Origin of the sequence: Bacillus cereus group sp. RP29, assembly GCF_040459765.1 — a bacterium.
GTDB lineage: Bacteria > Bacillota > Bacilli > Bacillales > Bacillaceae_G > Bacillus_A > Bacillus_A paranthracis.
The window spans coordinates 3462768-3479783 of sequence record NZ_JARVHN010000001.1; the positions used below are offsets into that span (position 1 = coordinate 3462768).

Below are 17016 nucleotides of genomic sequence, written 5' to 3' on the forward strand. Positions count from 1 at the left end.
GTAAAATAGGTATAAATTATGTTTGGTATCATTTATAATGATATCGTATAAGGGGCTGTGATAAATGGAAATAAATGATCTTATTATATTCAAAACTGTGGCTACCGAAGGTTCTATTAGTAAAGCTGCGAAAGAGTTAGGGTATGTTCAACCGAACGTAACTGAAAGAATTAAAAAATTAGAACAAGAGTTAGAAACACCTTTACTACATAGAGATAACAAAGGCGTTTCCTTGTTACCTTCTGGGGACATTTTATTAGACTACACGAATCAAATATTAACTTTAGTAGAAGAAGCAAAAGATAAAATTAAAACGAGTGGTTCTTCTTATATAATCGCGACGTCACAATCTATTTTGACTACTTATATAAGCAAGCGTATTAAAGAAAATTTCAGGAATTATCAAATATATGTAGAAAATAGTAGTCATTTGCAAAAATTACTGCAGCAACAAAAAGTTGATATGGTCATTACTTATGAGGATTACCCAGACATATCGTTTAAAAAAGTATTTTCCACTTCAATTTCTATCGGCTTATTAAAACCGATAGAAAAGTGTACCATTGAATTTTCAAAGGAACTCTTCTTCGTTAGTAATGACAAAAAGTGCCCTTTTAGGAATAAGACGATACAATTTCTAAAAGAAAATAATTTATCTCAGCGCCAACTTCAACAATTAGATTCTTATTCGCTTATAGAAGAGTTTATTCAGGACGGAAAAGGAATAGCCTTTTTACCAATTAAAAATGATAAATTAGTACCAATTGAAGATGTTCCAATTGAGAAATTAGCTGTTCATTTCTTTACGAACCAAAATTCTTTCAAACAAATCCCTGATGAACTATTTAATTAATATAATATTTATAAAAGAACTAAATTTACATACAGCAATAAAAATCCCTCCTTTCCGAATCTAAAAGAGGGATTTTCATATTCTATACAATTGATTTTTCACACGTTTTGCTCCACTTCTGCACTTTTCTCCTTCTTATTCCGTTTCATATTCTTCAAACCCTTAACCGTGCCAACTAATCCTTTCGGGAAAACTAGCAATACGATAATGTACAATACACCAAGAATAATCGTCCATCGTTCAAAGATCGGATACTCTGTAGCTAGTTCTGATAAATAATATTTTAGGGATTCAATAATTCCAGCTCCTGCAATGGCTCCAATTAACGTTCCAACGCCTCCAATCATCGTCATCAATAATGCATTTAATGTCATTTCAATTGAAAATACAGTTGTATTAACAAAGCGCAGTGTAATAACAAATAAACCACCGCTAATCGCAGCTACTACTCCTGCAACAACACTAGCAATAATTTTATAATGAAGAACTTTATATCCTAGTGCTTCAACACGTTGCTCGTTTTGTGAAATTGCCTTTAATACTTTTCCAATAGAAGATTTTGTGAAAAGACGTAACAGAACAAAAATGATAAGTAAACATATAAGTGTTACATAATAAAACGTAAAACGATCACGAAATACGTCTGGTACACCAAATGTAAAACCATCTCCTCCGTGAGTGAGCCCACGCCATTTTTCAGCAAGTACGAAAAACAACTGTGAAATAGCAAGTGTTAACATTGCATAAAAATGACTTTTCAGCCGTAAAGAAAGCAAACCAATTATATAACTAACAATGGCTGAAATGATAATTGCAGCTACTATCCCTATTAAAAAGTTCGTTATGGATACTCCTTGTCGATCAAATAAAAGTGCTACGCCATATGCTCCGATTCCAAAGAACATACAATGGCCGAACGATACAATTCCTGTATATCCAAGCAATACATCAAAACTCATTGCAAAAATAGCAAAGATGAAGATTTGAGTGAACAAAATTAACAAGCTCCGTGAATCATTTACGAATGGAAATACACTTAAACAAATGAGCATACATACTCCGAAGTATACTTTAATTCGATTTGATGTACTGTTCACCATTTCACCCCTTTTCACCAACAAGTCCATTTGGCTTCACGATTAAGAAAAACAGTAGCATTAACATATTGATTGCAAGTGATAAATCTGGTATAAAATACGCTGTAAAAGCACCAGCTAATCCGACAATTAAAGAAGCAATTGCTGAACCTTGTACGCTTCCTAATCCTCCAATGATTACTACTATGAAAGCTAAAATCGCATACTGCATACCCATTTCTGCGAAAATAACGCCTGAATACGGTGCTAATAAGAACCCTCCCAACGCTGCCATCCCTGCTCCTAATAAAAAGACGAAAGAAAATATCGCTTTTACGTTAATACCGAGCGCTTGAACCATCTCTTTATCCATTACGCCTGCGCGTATCATAAGACCTATCTTTGTTTTTTTGAGCAATAATAATAATGCAATGTATATGATAACCCCAATTATGATAACGAATAGACGATATTTAATTAATATAACGCCTCCAAATGTAAAACTTCCTTGTAGCCATAACGGTAACTTTGCACCAATTGGATTCGGTCCCCAAAATACTTTAATACATTCACTAAGTACAAGCATTCCTCCAAGCGTAACAAGAAGCTGGCGAACGTGATTTCCATATACCGGTCTAATAAGGAATCTTTCTAAAATGAATCCAAGGAACATTCCCATAGCTATTGCTCCAATTAAAGCTAATACGTAACTACCTGTCATATTAAATAGCCAAACACCTGTAAACGCTCCCCACGCAAATAAACCACCATGTGCGAAGTTTAGAACACTCATCAAACCGAAAATAAGCGAAAGACCTGATGCTAATAAAAAAATGAGCATCCCTGTTGAAATCCCATTTACAAATAAATTGATTAACACATCCATCCTTCTCACCCCGGATTCATGTTAAGAGATCCCTAAATATTTGTGACACATTTCCTTATCCTCTTTTAATTCATGCATAGAACCGTTATGAACAATTTTTCCGTTATCCATAATATAAAAGTAATCACCAATTTGACTAGCCATCATAAAATTTTGTTCAACGAGTAAAACTGTTGTTTTCTCCTTCATTTTCAAAATAGCTATCATTAATTTTTCTATCATAATGGGGGACAAGCCTTTACTCGGCTCATCAATAAGTAGTAAACCATCGCTATTAATAAATGCTCTTGAAATTGCTAACATTTGCTTTTGTCCCCCGCTTAGGAGTCCGCTTTTTTTGTGCCAAAATTGCTTTAAATCTGGAAATAGTTCAAGCATCCATTCTATTTTTTCTTCCGCTTCTTCACCCTTACCTCTAGCAAGAGCGAATGTTTCTTCTACTGTCAGATCGTGAAAAATACCTTGATTTTCTGGTACATACCCTATTCCTTTCCTTGAAATTAAATGTGTAGATAATCCATTTACTTGTGTACGATCGTAATAAATTTCACCATGTGCGATATGATGAAATCCCATAACCGAACGTAATGTCGTAGTCTTCCCTGCCCCATTTCTTCCAAACAGTACAGTAATCGTTCCTTTTTCAACAGCAAGAGATACCCCTTGTAAAATATGAAACTGATCTAAATACGTCTCTATATTATTCACTTGTAATAGTGCCACTATATAATCCCCCTAAATAAGCACTTTGTACACGCTCATCTTTCATAATTTCTTCGGGTAAACCTTCAGCCAATAACTCTCCATGAAATAAAACGATTAGATGGTCTGACAAACCTAGTACCATATCCATTTTGTGTTCAATAAGTACAATTGTACTCTCTGGATGTTTCTTAATATTTTCAATCACTTGTAGTATAGCTGGGACTTCCTCAACCGAAATACCTGCCGTCGGCTCATCAAGTAATAACACATCTGTTTTTAAAGCTAATAACATCGCAAGTTCTAGCTTTCTTTTCTCTCCATGTGCCAAATCTTTCGCTAATACATGCTCTTTCTCCTGAAGTAATACTGTTTTTAAGAAACGCCTTGCCTCTCCAACTTGTTGCTTAAATTTTGCTGGATTCGGGAAAAAACTATAGTAATCTTGTACGAATGATTGAACACTTAAACGGACATTTTCAAGTACCGTTAATTCTGGGAATATGTTTGTAAGCTGAAAAGAGCGACCGATTCCTAAGCGTGTTCGATCTGAAATCGATAGTTTTGTAATATCTTGCCCTTTAAAATACACTTCACCTGTTGTGGGTGAAATCTGTCCACTTAGTAAATTAAATAATGTTGTCTTACCCGCACCATTTGGTCCGATAATAGAAATGAGTTTTCCTTTTTGTACAGTTACATTCACATCTTTAATAACATGATGCTCACCAAAAGATACGCTAAGATTTTTCGTTTCTAGCAAATGTGTCACGAAATCCCTCCCTTTAAAGCTTTCAGTATGAAAGAAATACGTATAAAGTGAAACTTTAATCAGTGGGGGTTTTCTTCATTCCCCACTGATTATCAGCCCTCACCAATCGGACTTTAATGGGCAGCCCGACCCATTAAAGCGGGATAAAGAGGATGTGCCCCTCTTCATACAAAATCAACAGAAAATTCAGTCTATTTATTTTGAACTGGTGGTTCTGTTTCTTTCATCGTTAATTCTCGCTCTAACACTGGCACCGGATAATCAACACCATCTTGTTTTTTCAATGTGATAGAATACAGCGTCTGCATCGCTTGATGATCCTTCTCTCTAAATTTCATCTTTCCTTTCGGCGTATCAAATTCCATTCCTTCCATTTTCTTAATTAATGTATCTACATCTGTATCACCTTTTGTTTTCTTTAAAGCTTCTACAATTGAAATTGCCGCTGACATTCCCCCTGCTGTAAATAAATCTGGTACCGCACCATTAAATCGTTTTTTATGTTCTTCCACTAACCAATCATTCACCTTATTTTTCGGGAGTGTATGATAATAAACAGAAAAACCTTGCATTCCTACTAATGCATCCATCGTTTTTAATGCTGGTATATCTGGTGCACCTGTAGAAATTTTAATACCTTGCGCTTCCACATTCATATCTTTTAACTGTTTCCAAGGTGAGTTTGCCCCTGCCCAAACGATAAATAAATAGTCTGGTTTTGAGCTAATGATATTTTGAATATTTGCTGTAAAATCTGTTGAATTTGTATCCGCGTATTGCTCATTCACAATGTTCGCACCTAATTTTTTCGCACCCGCTTTAAATGCAGCAATCCCTTCACGACCAAAAGCGTTATCTGGGGCAAATGTCGCAATCTTTACATCTTTTTTCGCAATTGCTGCTGCTCCTGCAATCGCATCTTGTGAGGAACTTCTTCCAGTTCTAAAAATATATTTATTCCAGTTCTTCCCCGTAATACTATCCGCAACTGCCGGTTCTACAACCATAATCTTTTCATATTCTTCAGCTAATGGTAAAACCGCTAATGTATCACTTGAACTAGACGATCCAACTAAAAAATCAACTTTCTCTTCTTCTAATAACTTCGTAGCTTTTTTAACCGCTACATCAGCTTTTGTTTCCGTATCTTCTACAACAAACTTAATCTTCTTCCCTTCAACTTTGCCAGTTCCACCAGTTGCATAGTCTAACCCTAATTCAAATCCGTTCATGGTTTGTTTTCCATATGATTCTAATGGACCTGTTAATGAAGCAAGAACACCTACCTTAATCGTCTTGTCACCCTCTGTACTTGTTTTCTTTCCTGAACAAGCTGCGGTTATTAATAATGAACCTAAAACACAACCAGTAGCCATCATTCTTAGCCATTTACGTTTTTTCATCGACATTGTGATCCTCCCCATACTTTACTTTCTGATAGAATCAAACACGCCAAAGTTACCCAACCGTAATTATGACTTTTTCTTTGAATCATACAAACAAATTTATTAAAAAATTAATGAAGTACCATTACATTCGCCGCCCCTTTCCAAATACCTCCATTTCCCATATATTCATTTAGTATTTTTCACCACCTAATCACAGTAGCTGCCCACGTATACCCAGTCCCTGCACTAACTACTACTGCAATATCTCCGGCCTGTAATTTCCCCTGTTCATTTGCAAAGTGAAGACCAATGCAAGGATCAAGCGCTGACATATGTCCATAATGATCTAAATATACAACTTGTTCTTCTGCTAGCCCTAGCCCCTGTATCAATTCTATTAACATAGAACGTTTTGTATGCAGTGGTAACAATACTTTAATATCTTTAGGAGTTAACCCACTTTTTCTTAACGCCTCCCGAATCACCTTGTCAAAATTAGGGATTGAAACCCGATCTAGACGTTCTTTCATACTAATAGGATCTATTACATCAATATAATGCTGTCGATTCTCAACTGTATCGTAGCTCGCAACCTGCTTCGATCCACCTGCTGGAATACGAACATCTTCATGAAATGAACCATCTGTTATAATCGCACTTCCTAATATTTCACCGTTTCTAGCGTCTTTTTTCACTAAAGCTGCACTTCCGCCATCAGCGAAATTAAACATAAAACGCGAACGTGGATTATCATAATCTACAATTTGAGATTCTTTACATCCACCTACTAATAATATATTTTCAATTGAGTTATCGGAGTAGAGCATATCTTTTGCGACTTTGAGAGCAATAGGAAAGCAAGAACTAACATTCATAATTTCAAAAGCATAAGCATTTTTCAATCCAAGTTCATGCTGAATTTTTGGGGCACTTGACCATACGTGGTAATCTTTATGTGGACTGCCAAAATAAATGACTACATCAATAGATTGAGGATCTACTTGTGATAATATTGGTTTTGCAGCAGCAATAGCTAAATCTGATGCATGCATCGTTTCATCTGCGACATGTTTTTCATATAATCCAAACTTTTCTATAATAATATGCTCAGGAATACCTGTTTTTTTAGATAGGTCTGCAGCCGTCTCTACGTCTTTTGGGAAGAAAACACCAGTCGCTTCAATCCCAATATTCATTAGAATACTCCTCCTTCTTTTGGCACCATCATTGTAGCTACACCTGTTAATACTAAATCTCCTTTTTGGTTATGACATTCTGTTAACAATTTCAAAACTCTCTTTTCCATCATAAATTCTTGTACTGTAGCCGTTGCTGTAATTGTATCTCCTATAAAAACTGGTGCTGTAAATTTAATAGTTTGCTCCATATAAACGGATCCTTTTCCAGGTAAATGAATACCAAGCAATTGCGATAATAAACTAGAAGTTAGTAAACCATGTGCTATTCTTTGATTAAATCTAGTTTGTTTCGCATACTCATGATCAATATGGATTGGGTTAAAATCCCCACTTAAACCTGCAAATAATACAAAATCTGTTTCTGTAATTGTTTTACTACATGACGCCTGTTGACCAGTGATATATACCGTCATCTCTTCACCTGCTTTTCAATTGATTTGCTAACTGTGCTTTTTGAATTTTACCAGTTGCATTTTTTGGCAATTCCTCTAGAAAAACAATTTCTTTCGGTATTTTATATTTTGCTAGAAATAAACGACAATGCTCAATGACTTCTTTTTCAGTTAATACACTGCTACTCTTTTTCACAATAAAGGCGATTGGAGTCTCTCCCCACTTTACATGTTGCCTACCAACGACCGCTACCTCATATACGTCCGAAAGCTTATTAATGACTTGCTCTACTTCAAGTGGATAAATATTTTCACCACCGGAAATTATCATTTCTTTTTTTCTACCGACAATGTATACAAAACCATCTTCATCAACTCTAGCTAAATCACCCGTATATAACCAACCATCTTGAATCGCTTCTTTTGTTGCATCTGGCCGGTTCCAATACTCTTTCATTACATTCGGTCCTCTTATTAGTAACTCCCCAACTTCACCAACCTCAACTTTATTTTTGTTTTCATCAATAAGTTCATACTCACAAAACAGAACAGGTTTCCCAATCGAGCCTACTTTACGTCTTGCATCTTCTTCTGAAAGCATAAATACGGTTGGTGATGTTTCAGTCATACCGAAGCCTTGACCAAATAAAAATCCTCTATCTATAAATTCCCTCATCAACTCTTCTGGACAAGGGGCACCACCGTTATAAAACCAGCGAACTGATTGTAAATTTGTAGTCTCAAACTTTTCGCAATTCATTAATGCTTGATGAATTGTAGGTACTCCCATCACTACGGTCACTTTATGTTTTTCTATCATGGAAAGAGCTGTGGTTGGTTCGAATTTTCTTGGAATAATGATTACACCGCCTGCAAATAAAGTTGGAAATGCAAATAAACCAATTCCACCAATATGAAATAAAGGTAATAATACAATAGAGCGGTCGTGCATAGTTAAGTCAATCGCAAATGTATTATTAAGCGCATTCCAAAACATATTGTCTTGTGTAAGTACAGCTCCTTTCGGTTTTCCCGTTGTCCCTGAGGTATAACATATAATAAAGGATGCGCTTTCATTTATCTCTTCAAGGTTGTCACTTTTTCTATCTTCTATTTCTTTTAAACTTTTAATCAAAATAACTCTTTGAACATACGATACCTTATGCATTGACAGTGCCATATTTTGAAAGGTTTCCTCTACAAATAAAACTGTAGTTCCACTATCTTTTAACTGAAAGATAAGTTCATTTTCTGTTAACCGTATATTAAGTGGAACAGCAATACATTCTACTTTTGCTATAGCAAACAAAAGCACAATATATTCCAAGCTATTTTGCGATAAAATAGCTATCCTTTCTCCTTTTTGCACATTCAAGTCATAAATTAGATAGGCTGCTACTTTACTTACATACTCATGTAACTGTTTATATGTCATTTCCTCCTCTTCTGTAATAATGGCAATGCGATCTGGATGTAAATAGGACCGTTTTTCAATCCAATAAGCAATGCCCTGCATATTTCCCCCACTCCTTTATCTCTTTCTCAATCCTTCAAATATTAATGACATCGCTGCTTCAAATACATCTTCCGGAACATCTTTCTCTTCCCAATAACCCCATCGCATTCCTAGAAATTGCCCAATTGACATAAGACAATACGCAATTGTTTCTGTATCAAGTTGTTTAAACTCTCCTGCTTCCATACCAGCTGATAAACTTTTTAAAAATCCATTTGCGAGCTTTGCATAGTACCATCTATATAAATTATCATCAACAACTACCGCCTGTTGTACAATATTATATAGATTAGGACGATCTTTCACCCACCGAAAAAATGCCTGAAAACCTCTTCTTTGTGCCTCTTCATAACTTGATATCCCCTTCATTTCTTCTTTAATAATTAAGCGTAACTCACGGTTCAATCTGCGAATCAATTCATCAAATATATCTTTTTTAGATGGAAAGTAATTATAGAAAGTTCCGTGTGCTACCTTTGCTTCTTGTGTAATATTCACGATAGAAGCCTCGTAATATCCTTTACTACCAAATACTTCTTCTGCAGCACACAATAATTTCTCTCTCGTTTCTAATCCTTTTGTTGTTAGGTTTTTTACATCCATTATTATTTTTTCTGACACCTGAATCACCTCTTAGATTTGATTATAAATACATTTCAGAATTTTACAATTATTATTGTTAGACAAAATCTGCAAGTGTTTTTCTACATACAAAAAGGCCTAACTTAAAAATAAGTTAGACCTTTAGTCTTAATTAGAATTATTTTCTACTTTCTCTAACCCTTCAGCCAATCGTTTCTTATCTAGTCCTTCTCCAATTACTACTAAGTTTGTTGGGAAACCAAAATCTTGTTCTAATAAAGTCGGCACTCCGAACGAATATTGGAATAGGTGAGGGTATTTATCTCCATGGAATTTTACAAAACCTTTTACACGATAAATACTATCTGGTAAATTTGAAAGCCATTCATATAAATTGTCTTGATCAATCGATTTCGTAAATTGATATGTCATCGTTTGTATATGTAAATGCTGTTTGACATGTAGTGTCTCATGTTCCCCATCATTCATAAATTCAGCTTCTTCTATATCTTCTAAAGATATATTACAATATTTTGTTTCAAACAATTTTGCATGATTATTTATTGCTTTCACGTCTTCAATTACTTTGTTCTTATCCGCAAATGTTAGTAAATCTGATTTATTAATTAAAATATGGCTACCAAATTTCATTTGCTCATGCAGTAGCTGTTGCACATTTGCACTTAATATACTTCGATTTAACCACCTTACTGCATCTAAAACGACTACTATTGATTTCACTTCTAAGAACGGTGCTAAAATTGGTGATACACATGCATCTAGTACTTCAATTGGATGCGCAACACCTGTCGTTTCTATATAAATGACATCTGGTCTTTCTTGCTGGTATAACGAATGTAACTGTATTTCAAGCTCTTCTTTTAACGTACAACAAATACATCCTTTCAGAAGTTCCCTTAAAATATTCTCTTTTCCAATAATATCTGTATCTACTGAGTATTCACCAATTTCATTCATTAACACTGCAACTTTTCTATTCTTCTTTTTCTCCGCTAACAATAAATTTTGTAATAATGTTGATTTTCCGCTACCTAAAAAGCCACCTAATATATGAATTTCTACTTTATTCATTTGATCGACCATCCATTTCTTTATTTCAAAACGTATTCAAAGCGTAATAATTACGATTTATATTTATTATTTTATTAAAAGAGTCGTGATTTGTAAATATATGTTCACTGTTCGTTTACTTCATAAGCAACTTTAATCCCAGATTCTATCGCTCCTTGCATCCACCCATGTGTTAATGTCGTATGCTCTCCTGCAAAGTGCACTTTTCCAGATGGTGGTGTAATATACGGAAATAACTCGAGCTCTTGACCTGGTTCAAAAGCTGTAAATGCACCGCAAGAATACGGATTTTGACTCCAGCTAAAAGATGTTCCCGTAACAAACTCACTATAGACGATATCACCGTATATTTCTGCTAAATTTTTTAATGCGTAACGAATGCGTTCTCTATCCGGTAAACTATCCCATGTTAACGCCTCATCTGCCCACGTATAACTCGCTAAAACGATAGCTGCCCCTGGTGTATGAATGCCATAACTCGGATAATATGTAAACCGTATAGGTAAATCTGTAATAGATTTACCTCCACACTGTCCCGCTTTCTCCCAAAATCTACTTTTAAACTCTATCGCAATTTTAGTTGCAGCAATATAATTTAATTCACGAATTGCTCGTCTTTTATAATAAGAGAATAGATTGTAAGGCTGAATTTCAACAAAACGTAAAGCTGAAAACGGGATCGTAACAATTGCAACATCACCTGTAACTATAAATCTCTCAATAGTTTGTTCATAGTTTACTTGCATCATCACTTTGCTATTTTCTTGTATAATTTTTTCAACCTTATACCGCATAAATATATTCTCATTTAACTGCGATAAAAATGCTTTTGGTAATGCATCCATCCCACCCGTTATCTCATAATATTTCGTCGTTGAAGTAAAGAAGATCATTTCTCGTAATACTTCAATTAAAGACATTCCCATATACGCTTCCATATCAAGAAGTACACCGATCATATCTATTGCACCGTCTGAATAATATTCAGTTAAAAATGTGCCGAGCGAATATGCTTTATACTTTTTTTCAACGATAATCCAGTTTTTATTAGGGTCTTTTTTTATAAAATTTAGTATGGGTTCTAATACTACTAACATTAATTCTTCTGCTGTTTTACCTTTTTCGCTCTCCAAAATTGGATATCCAAGTATACTTGGATTTTTTTCGAAGATGCTCAATCTCGTTTTAATATTATTCGTATAAATAATATCTGAAGCGGTTTTATTTATAAAAAGATTTAACGGTAATTTAAATTTACGAATGTAAGCTAAAGTTAACTTGTGTGTATCAGGAATTCGCATTGGTCCTGCATTAAAATATAAACCTCTGCTAAACGGTTCACGGATCGTATATATTCTTCCGCCTATTCGATTATTCGCTTCTAAAATTGTTATGTTATGACCTGCTTCTTTCAATAACGATGCTGCAACTAATCCTGAAATTCCTGCACCAACAATAATAATCTGTTTTGGCTCCTTCGTTTTAACGAGCCCCACATGAATAATATGGAGCATTCTTTCCATCGTTAATGGCTGCATCATGGCCTTTTCCCCTTCAATAAAGGATTTTATTGCATTATATTCGGTTAACTTACTTCCTATGTTTTATGCAAGAAATTGCACGGATACATTTTCAAATACTTGAATATCTTTTATAAAATGTAATAAACTAGATATGAATCTATAGAAGTAAGACGTATTATCTTACATAATAAAATCAATGAAATTGCGAGGAATTTTGAAATGAAAAAAGGTATTAACCGTGTTGTATTAGTCGGAACAGGAGCAGTTGGATGTAGTTATGCTTACTGCATGATTAACCAAGCTGTAGCTGAAGAATTTGTTTTAGTTGATGTAAACGAAGCAAAAGCTGAAGGAGAAGCGATGGATTTAAGTCATGCCGTTCCATTTGCTCCAGCTCCAACTAGAGTATGGAAAGGTAGCTACGAAGATTGTAAAGATGCTGACCTTGTAGTCATTACGGCTGGATTACCACAAAAGCCAGGCGAAACACGTTTAGATTTAGTTGAGAAAAATGCAAAAATCTTTAAACAAATCGTGCGCAGTATTATGGATAGCGGATTTGATGGTATCTTCTTAATCGCAACTAACCCTGTCGATATTTTAACTTACGTAACTTGGAAAGAATCTGGTTTACCGAAAGAACGCGTAATTGGTTCTGGCACAACACTTGATTCTGCTCGTTTCCGCTATATGTTAGGTGAGTACTTCAATATTGGTCCACACAACATTCATGCTTATATTATCGGAGAACATGGTGATACGGAACTTCCTGTTTGGAGTCACGTATCAGTTGGTATTCAAAAACTACAAACACTGCTTGAAAAAGACAATACGTATAATCAAGAAGATTTAGACAAAATCTTCATAAACGTTCGTGATGCAGCTTACCATATTATTGAACGAAAAGGCGCAACATACTATGGTATCGGTATGTCACTTCTACGCGTTACTAAGGCAATTTTAAACGACGAAAATAGTGTATTAACTGTTTCGGCATATTTAGAAGGTCAATACGGTCAAAAAGATGTATATATCGGTGTACCTGCTGTTTTAAATCGCGGCGGTGTTCGTGAAATTTTAGAAGTAGAATTAAGTGAAGACGAAGAATTAAAATTCGATCACTCAGTTCAAGTGTTGAAAGAAACAATGGCTCCTGTTCTTTAATCATATATGTGAAAAAGCAATCCAATTTATTTTGGATTGCTTTTTGTTTATTTTCTATTTTTTAATCGATTCCTCATTATTTACATCAAGTACATCTAATAAAAAGATGAAGATTGGTATCCCAATAATAAGCCCCCATATTCCAAGAAAATGTTCTGAAAAAATGAGAATCATAAATGTATAAAAGATTGGTAAATTTGTTTTCGCAGACATAAACTTCGGGTTTAAAAAATAACTTTCAAGAGCATGGATGACTGTAATGAACACAAGTATGTACACAACGTATATAACTCCGCCTACGTTATAAGCAATAATACAAAGTGGAAATAAAGAAATAATCACACCTGCAACTGGAATCAACCCTAGTAGAAAAATCATAACAGCTAATACGAGAAGCTGCGGAAATCCTAAAACAATTAATGCAATAACAGTAAGAATACAATTTACAACCGCAATTAAAAACTGTGCTTCAATTACTTTACCGAACGATCTTGCAAACCTTTCGCCAAAATATGCAATCTCCTCATAAAAAATCTTTAGCTTACTCTCTTTAAATTTAGAAGTAAAGGTAATAATACGCTCTTTTTCTAATAAGAAAAATAAGCTTAATATGAGAGACAATAATATTTGTAAACTTACCTTCCCTATATTTGCTATCGATTGATAGATGACATCTACACCTTGTTCTATATACTTTGATACTTCCATTCCGTTAATTGTCGAAAGTGCATATTTAATGATTTCATTATCAGGCGGGTTTTGAAAAAACAATTTAAATTGATAAATCAATTGCGAAATTTGTATCGTTAACACAGGTAAATATTTATACAATGTCGTGCCAATAAAGGAAACTAATATGATATACAAACAGGCGATAACAATTTTCCGGTTCACTTTCAATTTCTTTGAAATAAAACGTTGAAATCGATCCATTAAAAATGTCAGTATAAACGTAATTAATATTAAGTTGATCATACTTTTTAATCCATATAATACAAGCGCTAATATTATTAAAACGAGAAAACGTTGAAACCCTCTACTTCGAAAAAAATTTTTCACTTCATTCATTAAGATTTAACCTCCCCCTTCAATGGATGGAAATTGAATATATTACATTTTATGAACTTCTATAGACAATCTTTCTTACTAATTAGGAAGAATCCTTTTTTTCTTTTTATATTGTTAGATTCTATTTATATTAGCCCACCTACTTACTTCAGTTGAGCTCTTTTTTTCGTTTAACCTTTTACAATTTAGGTGATTTTCTATTTTTAGACTGCTGCTCATACGCATATCCAATATTGAACAGTTCCTTCTCACCGAATTGCTTCCCGACAAACACTGCACCTACTGGCTCTCCATTGTTATCATATCCTGCTGGCACCGCTAATTCTGGATAGCCAGCTACAGCGGATAGAAGAACTTCATCGTTGTTAATCATAACTAAAGCGTCTAAACCCTTTTCTACTAAATATCTATCTAGCTCTTTTCTTGCATTTTTTTGACTCGTTTGCACTACTTTTTCAAACTCATCTTTCGTTGTAGCAGATTTTTCAGATCCCTCAATTAATGTTTGTCCATATTTTATTCGTCTATTACTATCCTTTTTATTAAACGCTATAATCTCTTCTAACGATTTTACCGGTACATTTTTTTGCTTTGAAAGAAAATCGTTAACATTATGTTTGAATTCATATTCTAATGTTTGTAGATTATCTACACCCTCAGCGTTTAACTGAATATCATCAGTCACTATTGCACCTGCATCTTGAAGGTCTTTTCTTATCTTTTGTGCTACTTCTTTTCTATTGTCATCTTGTCGATCTATTGAAAATAGTACTCCTACTTTTTTCCCTTTTAAACCGTCTATTGATAAGTCCTTCGTATAATCCATTCTTTCTTTATCTTTCATTTTTTCTGTCATAGCATCTTTTTCATCATAACTTACCATTATGTTAAATAACGTTGCCGCATCCTTTACCGTTCTTGCCATCGGCCCTGCTGTATCAAGCGTTTCAGCTAACGGAATAATGCCTGATCTACTCACCATACCTAGTGATGGACGTAATCCAACTACTGATTGCTGCGTCGCTGGTGCTACAATTGATCCAGTCGTTTCTGTCCCGATTGCAAGCGGTGCAAAATCTGCCGCAACTACTGTAGCAGATCCAGAGCTTGATCCTGATGTATCAAACGTAATCGGACCATACGGATTCAAATTTTGTCCTTTTTTCCCGCTATATCCGCTAGGCATTGTAAAGGATAAATAATTTGCCCACTCAGACATATTCGCTTTTCCTAAAACAAAAGCACCTTCTTCTTTCAACTTTTTCACAATCGTCGCATCCTCATCTGCAACCCAATCTTTTAACACATATGTTCCTGCACTAGTCGGCATCACTTTTTCCGTCTGTACATTATCTTTTACAACGACAGGAATACCATATAAATTCGACTTTTTGTTTCTACCTCGCTCTTGATCTAACTTTCTTGCTTCTTCCATCGCATTAGGATTTATCTCTGTAACAGCATTTAATGTTATTCCATTTTGATCATGTTCTTGTATTCTAAAGAGATAAATACTCGTTAATTCTTCATATGACAACTTTCCATCATCAATCATTTTTTGAAGCTCATCTACAGTCGCATTTACGACTTCTTTTTCTTTCATCTTTACATTTTCTATATTAATTCCTTTAAGCTGATTATGTATCGGTTGTAGCACTCTTTCTTTATCATATACAATACGCTCAGGTTCCTTTGGAAAATAATTTTTATACATGTAATATCCGCCGGCACACGCTAATAAGACAACGCCTCCAGCGATAGACAGCGTTCCCTTTACCCATTTCTTCATGTTGCTTCCTCCACTCTATAAGGTGCTTCGTTATACGAAAAAGAGAGTTACTTTTTACTTAACTCTCTCCAATCGAAATGCCAAATGAAAAAATGAAAGATTTCAATCTAATTACTTCTTTTTTTGCATTTGCTTCGCTAACATTTCTTTCACTTGATTATACGTTAACCCTGAATTTTTATTTAAACGCTTTACTTCCTCGACATCAGTACCTACCACTGTATATTTTTTCTCATCATTCATTTTTCTAATTCCCTTCTCACCGGATTATTTCTTATATTTCTTCCCTAAATGCGCATACTTTAACACCACTACAAAAAGGAAGCTGTTTTTAAGTACAGCTTCCTTCTCGTTACATATTGTATATCTTAATAAAATTTCAATACATCTTCAGTAGGCAAGAACGTTCTTTCTGCTGGTTGTTCGTTTGGTTCACCAAATGGCATTTGACCTACTAAACTCCACTCTGCTGGAATGTTCCAAGTTTCTTTCACTTCAGCATCTACGATTGGGTTGTAATGTTGTAATGACGCCCCAATTCCTTCAGCAGATAATAACATCCACACAGTATGTTGTAACATTGCATTTCCTTGATGAGACCAGAATGGGAACTGATCTTTATATAATGGTGCGTTTTCTTGCATTTTTTCTACAGTTGCTTGATCTTCAAAGAATAGTACAGTCCCTACACCTGCATGGAAGCCTTTTAGTCTTTCTACAGTCGCCTCAAAATTTTCTGCTGGTACGCGGGCTCTTAATGTTTCTTTCACAATATCCCAAAACTTTTCATGCTCTCCATCCATTAATACAACCATACGACCACTTTGCATATTGAAAGATGTTGGTGCGTGTAAAGCTGTTTTTAGCACTTCTTCAATTCTTTCTTTCGTAATTGCATCATTTTTTGTTACTTTACGAATGGAACGGCGGTTCACGATTGCTTCTTTTAAGTTTGTTGTAGTTGTTGACATTTTAATTCCTCCAAATGTTTGTTTTATAATTTATTTTGTTATT

At 34.6% G+C, this 17016-nt stretch carries 17 protein-coding genes; 2 read left to right on the forward strand and 15 right to left on the reverse strand.

The genetic code is table 11. From position 1 onward, the window contains the following. The first annotated feature begins 64 nt into the window (after positions 1-64). Positions 65-853 carry a LysR family transcriptional regulator gene (locus QCI47_RS18450; RefSeq protein WP_076875031.1) on the forward strand — a complete coding sequence of 263 codons (789 nt, stop codon included), beginning with the start codon at positions 65-67 and terminating at the stop codon, positions 851-853. 98 nt (positions 854-951) lie between these two features. Here the strand turns inward: QCI47_RS18450 and QCI47_RS18455 are convergent, their stop codons facing one another. The 11 genes from QCI47_RS18455 to QCI47_RS18505 all read right to left on the reverse strand — a co-directional run bounded on the left by QCI47_RS18455 (position 952) and on the right by QCI47_RS18505 (position 11999). Beyond that, entirely contained in the window at positions 952-1905 is a 954-nt protein-coding gene (locus QCI47_RS18455; protein ID WP_309422711.1) for a branched-chain amino acid ABC transporter permease, read from the reverse strand. Between the two features lie 49 nt (positions 1906-1954). Next, a complete protein-coding gene (locus QCI47_RS18460) occupies positions 1955-2815 on the reverse strand; it encodes a branched-chain amino acid ABC transporter permease (protein ID WP_000382789.1) in 861 nt (286 codons plus the stop codon). A 21-nt stretch (positions 2816-2836) separates the two neighbouring features. After that, positions 2837-3538, reverse strand: a complete 702-nt coding sequence (locus tag QCI47_RS18465) for a branched-chain amino acid ABC transporter ATP-binding protein (protein WP_353811910.1) — start codon at positions 3536-3538, stop codon at positions 2837-2839. Continuing rightward, positions 3516-4289 carry an ABC transporter ATP-binding protein gene (locus QCI47_RS18470; protein WP_076875027.1) on the reverse strand — a complete coding sequence of 258 codons (774 nt, stop codon included), beginning with the start codon at positions 4287-4289 and terminating at the stop codon, positions 3516-3518. The genes QCI47_RS18465 and QCI47_RS18470 overlap by 23 nt, the downstream gene beginning before the upstream one ends. A 191-nt stretch (positions 4290-4480) precedes the next feature. Beyond that, positions 4481-5698, reverse strand: a complete 1218-nt coding sequence (locus tag QCI47_RS18475; RefSeq protein WP_309422683.1) for a substrate-binding domain-containing protein — start codon at positions 5696-5698, stop codon at positions 4481-4483. A 179-nt stretch (positions 5699-5877) separates the two neighbouring features. Beyond that, positions 5878-6873, reverse strand: coding sequence for a 3-oxoacyl-ACP synthase (locus QCI47_RS18480; RefSeq protein ID WP_001020494.1), 996 nt, complete (start codon positions 6871-6873; stop codon positions 5878-5880). Beyond that, positions 6873-7289, reverse strand: coding sequence for a MaoC family dehydratase (locus QCI47_RS18485; protein WP_000219483.1), 417 nt, complete (start codon positions 7287-7289; stop codon positions 6873-6875). The genes QCI47_RS18480 and QCI47_RS18485 overlap by 1 nt, the downstream gene beginning before the upstream one ends. A 4-nt stretch (positions 7290-7293) precedes the next feature. Next, positions 7294-8784: an o-succinylbenzoate--CoA ligase gene (locus tag QCI47_RS18490; RefSeq protein ID WP_001161515.1), complete on the reverse strand. Its 1491-nt coding sequence runs from the start codon at positions 8782-8784 to the stop codon at positions 7294-7296. A 15-nt stretch (positions 8785-8799) separates the two neighbouring features. Then, positions 8800-9405, reverse strand: a complete 606-nt coding sequence (locus QCI47_RS18495; RefSeq protein WP_001290800.1) for a TetR/AcrR family transcriptional regulator — start codon at positions 9403-9405, stop codon at positions 8800-8802. Between the two features lie 129 nt (positions 9406-9534). Further along, positions 9535-10458, reverse strand: a complete 924-nt coding sequence (locus QCI47_RS18500; RefSeq protein WP_353811911.1) for a CobW family GTP-binding protein — start codon at positions 10456-10458, stop codon at positions 9535-9537. A gap of 104 nt (positions 10459-10562) precedes the next feature. Then, a complete protein-coding gene (locus QCI47_RS18505) occupies positions 10563-11999 on the reverse strand; it encodes a flavin monoamine oxidase family protein (protein ID WP_242230369.1) in 1437 nt (478 codons plus the stop codon). A gap of 201 nt (positions 12000-12200) precedes the next feature. On the opposite strand from QCI47_RS18505, the gene QCI47_RS18510 reads away from it, so the two are divergent. Next, complete coding sequence (locus tag QCI47_RS18510) at positions 12201-13145, forward strand: L-lactate dehydrogenase (protein ID WP_000715326.1); 945 nt, start codon at positions 12201-12203, stop codon at positions 13143-13145. Positions 13146-13199: 54 nt separating this feature from the next. Here the strand turns inward: QCI47_RS18510 and QCI47_RS18515 are convergent, their stop codons facing one another. The 4 genes from QCI47_RS18515 to QCI47_RS18530 form a co-directional block, all read right to left on the reverse strand. Then, positions 13200-14213: an AI-2E family transporter gene (locus QCI47_RS18515; protein ID WP_001006574.1), complete on the reverse strand. Its 1014-nt coding sequence runs from the start codon at positions 14211-14213 to the stop codon at positions 13200-13202. A 178-nt stretch (positions 14214-14391) separates the two neighbouring features. Continuing rightward, a complete protein-coding gene (locus QCI47_RS18520) occupies positions 14392-16002 on the reverse strand; it encodes an amidase family protein (protein ID WP_242230368.1) in 1611 nt (536 codons plus the stop codon). 111 nt (positions 16003-16113) lie between these two features. Next, a complete protein-coding gene (locus QCI47_RS18525; protein WP_000997344.1) occupies positions 16114-16245 on the reverse strand; it encodes a hypothetical protein in 132 nt (43 codons plus the stop codon). A 125-nt stretch (positions 16246-16370) separates the two neighbouring features. After that, the gene (locus QCI47_RS18530; protein WP_242230367.1) at positions 16371-16973 is read right to left on the reverse strand and encodes a nitroreductase family protein; all 603 of its coding nucleotides are present in this window, start codon (positions 16971-16973) and stop codon (positions 16371-16373) included. Positions 16974-17016 lie beyond the last annotated feature (43 nt).

Coding starts and splice junctions, on each gene's coding strand:
- QCI47_RS18450 (WP_076875031.1), top strand. CDS start 65: ATGGAAATAAATGATCTTATTATATTCAAAACTGTGGCTACCGAAGGT.
- QCI47_RS18455 (WP_309422711.1), bottom strand. CDS start 1,905: ATGCTCATTTGTTTAAGTGTATTTCCATTCGTAAATGATTCACGGAGC.
- QCI47_RS18460 (WP_000382789.1), bottom strand. CDS start 2,815: ATGGATGTGTTAATCAATTTATTTGTAAATGGGATTTCAACAGGGATG.
- QCI47_RS18475 (WP_309422683.1), bottom strand. CDS start 5,698: ATGTCGATGAAAAAACGTAAATGGCTAAGAATGATGGCTACTGGTTGT.
- QCI47_RS18480 (WP_001020494.1), bottom strand. CDS start 6,873: ATGAATATTGGGATTGAAGCGACTGGTGTTTTCTTCCCAAAAGACGTA.
- QCI47_RS18485 (WP_000219483.1), bottom strand. CDS start 7,289: ATGACGGTATATATCACTGGTCAACAGGCGTCATGTAGTAAAACAATT.
- QCI47_RS18490 (WP_001161515.1), bottom strand. CDS start 8,784: ATGCAGGGCATTGCTTATTGGATTGAAAAACGGTCCTATTTACATCCA.
- QCI47_RS18500 (WP_353811911.1), bottom strand. CDS start 10,458: ATGAATAAAGTAGAAATTCATATATTAGGTGGCTTTTTAGGTAGCGGA.
- QCI47_RS18505 (WP_242230369.1), bottom strand. CDS start 11,999: ATGATGCAGCCATTAACGATGGAAAGAATGCTCCATATTATTCATGTG.
- QCI47_RS18510 (WP_000715326.1), top strand. CDS start 12,201: ATGAAAAAAGGTATTAACCGTGTTGTATTAGTCGGAACAGGAGCAGTT.
- QCI47_RS18515 (WP_001006574.1), bottom strand. CDS start 14,213: ATGAATGAAGTGAAAAATTTTTTTCGAAGTAGAGGGTTTCAACGTTTT.
- QCI47_RS18520 (WP_242230368.1), bottom strand. CDS start 16,002: ATGAAGAAATGGGTAAAGGGAACGCTGTCTATCGCTGGAGGCGTTGTC.
- QCI47_RS18525 (WP_000997344.1), bottom strand. CDS start 16,245: ATGAATGATGAGAAAAAATATACAGTGGTAGGTACTGATGTCGAGGAA.
- QCI47_RS18530 (WP_242230367.1), bottom strand. CDS start 16,973: ATGTCAACAACTACAACAAACTTAAAAGAAGCAATCGTGAACCGCCGT.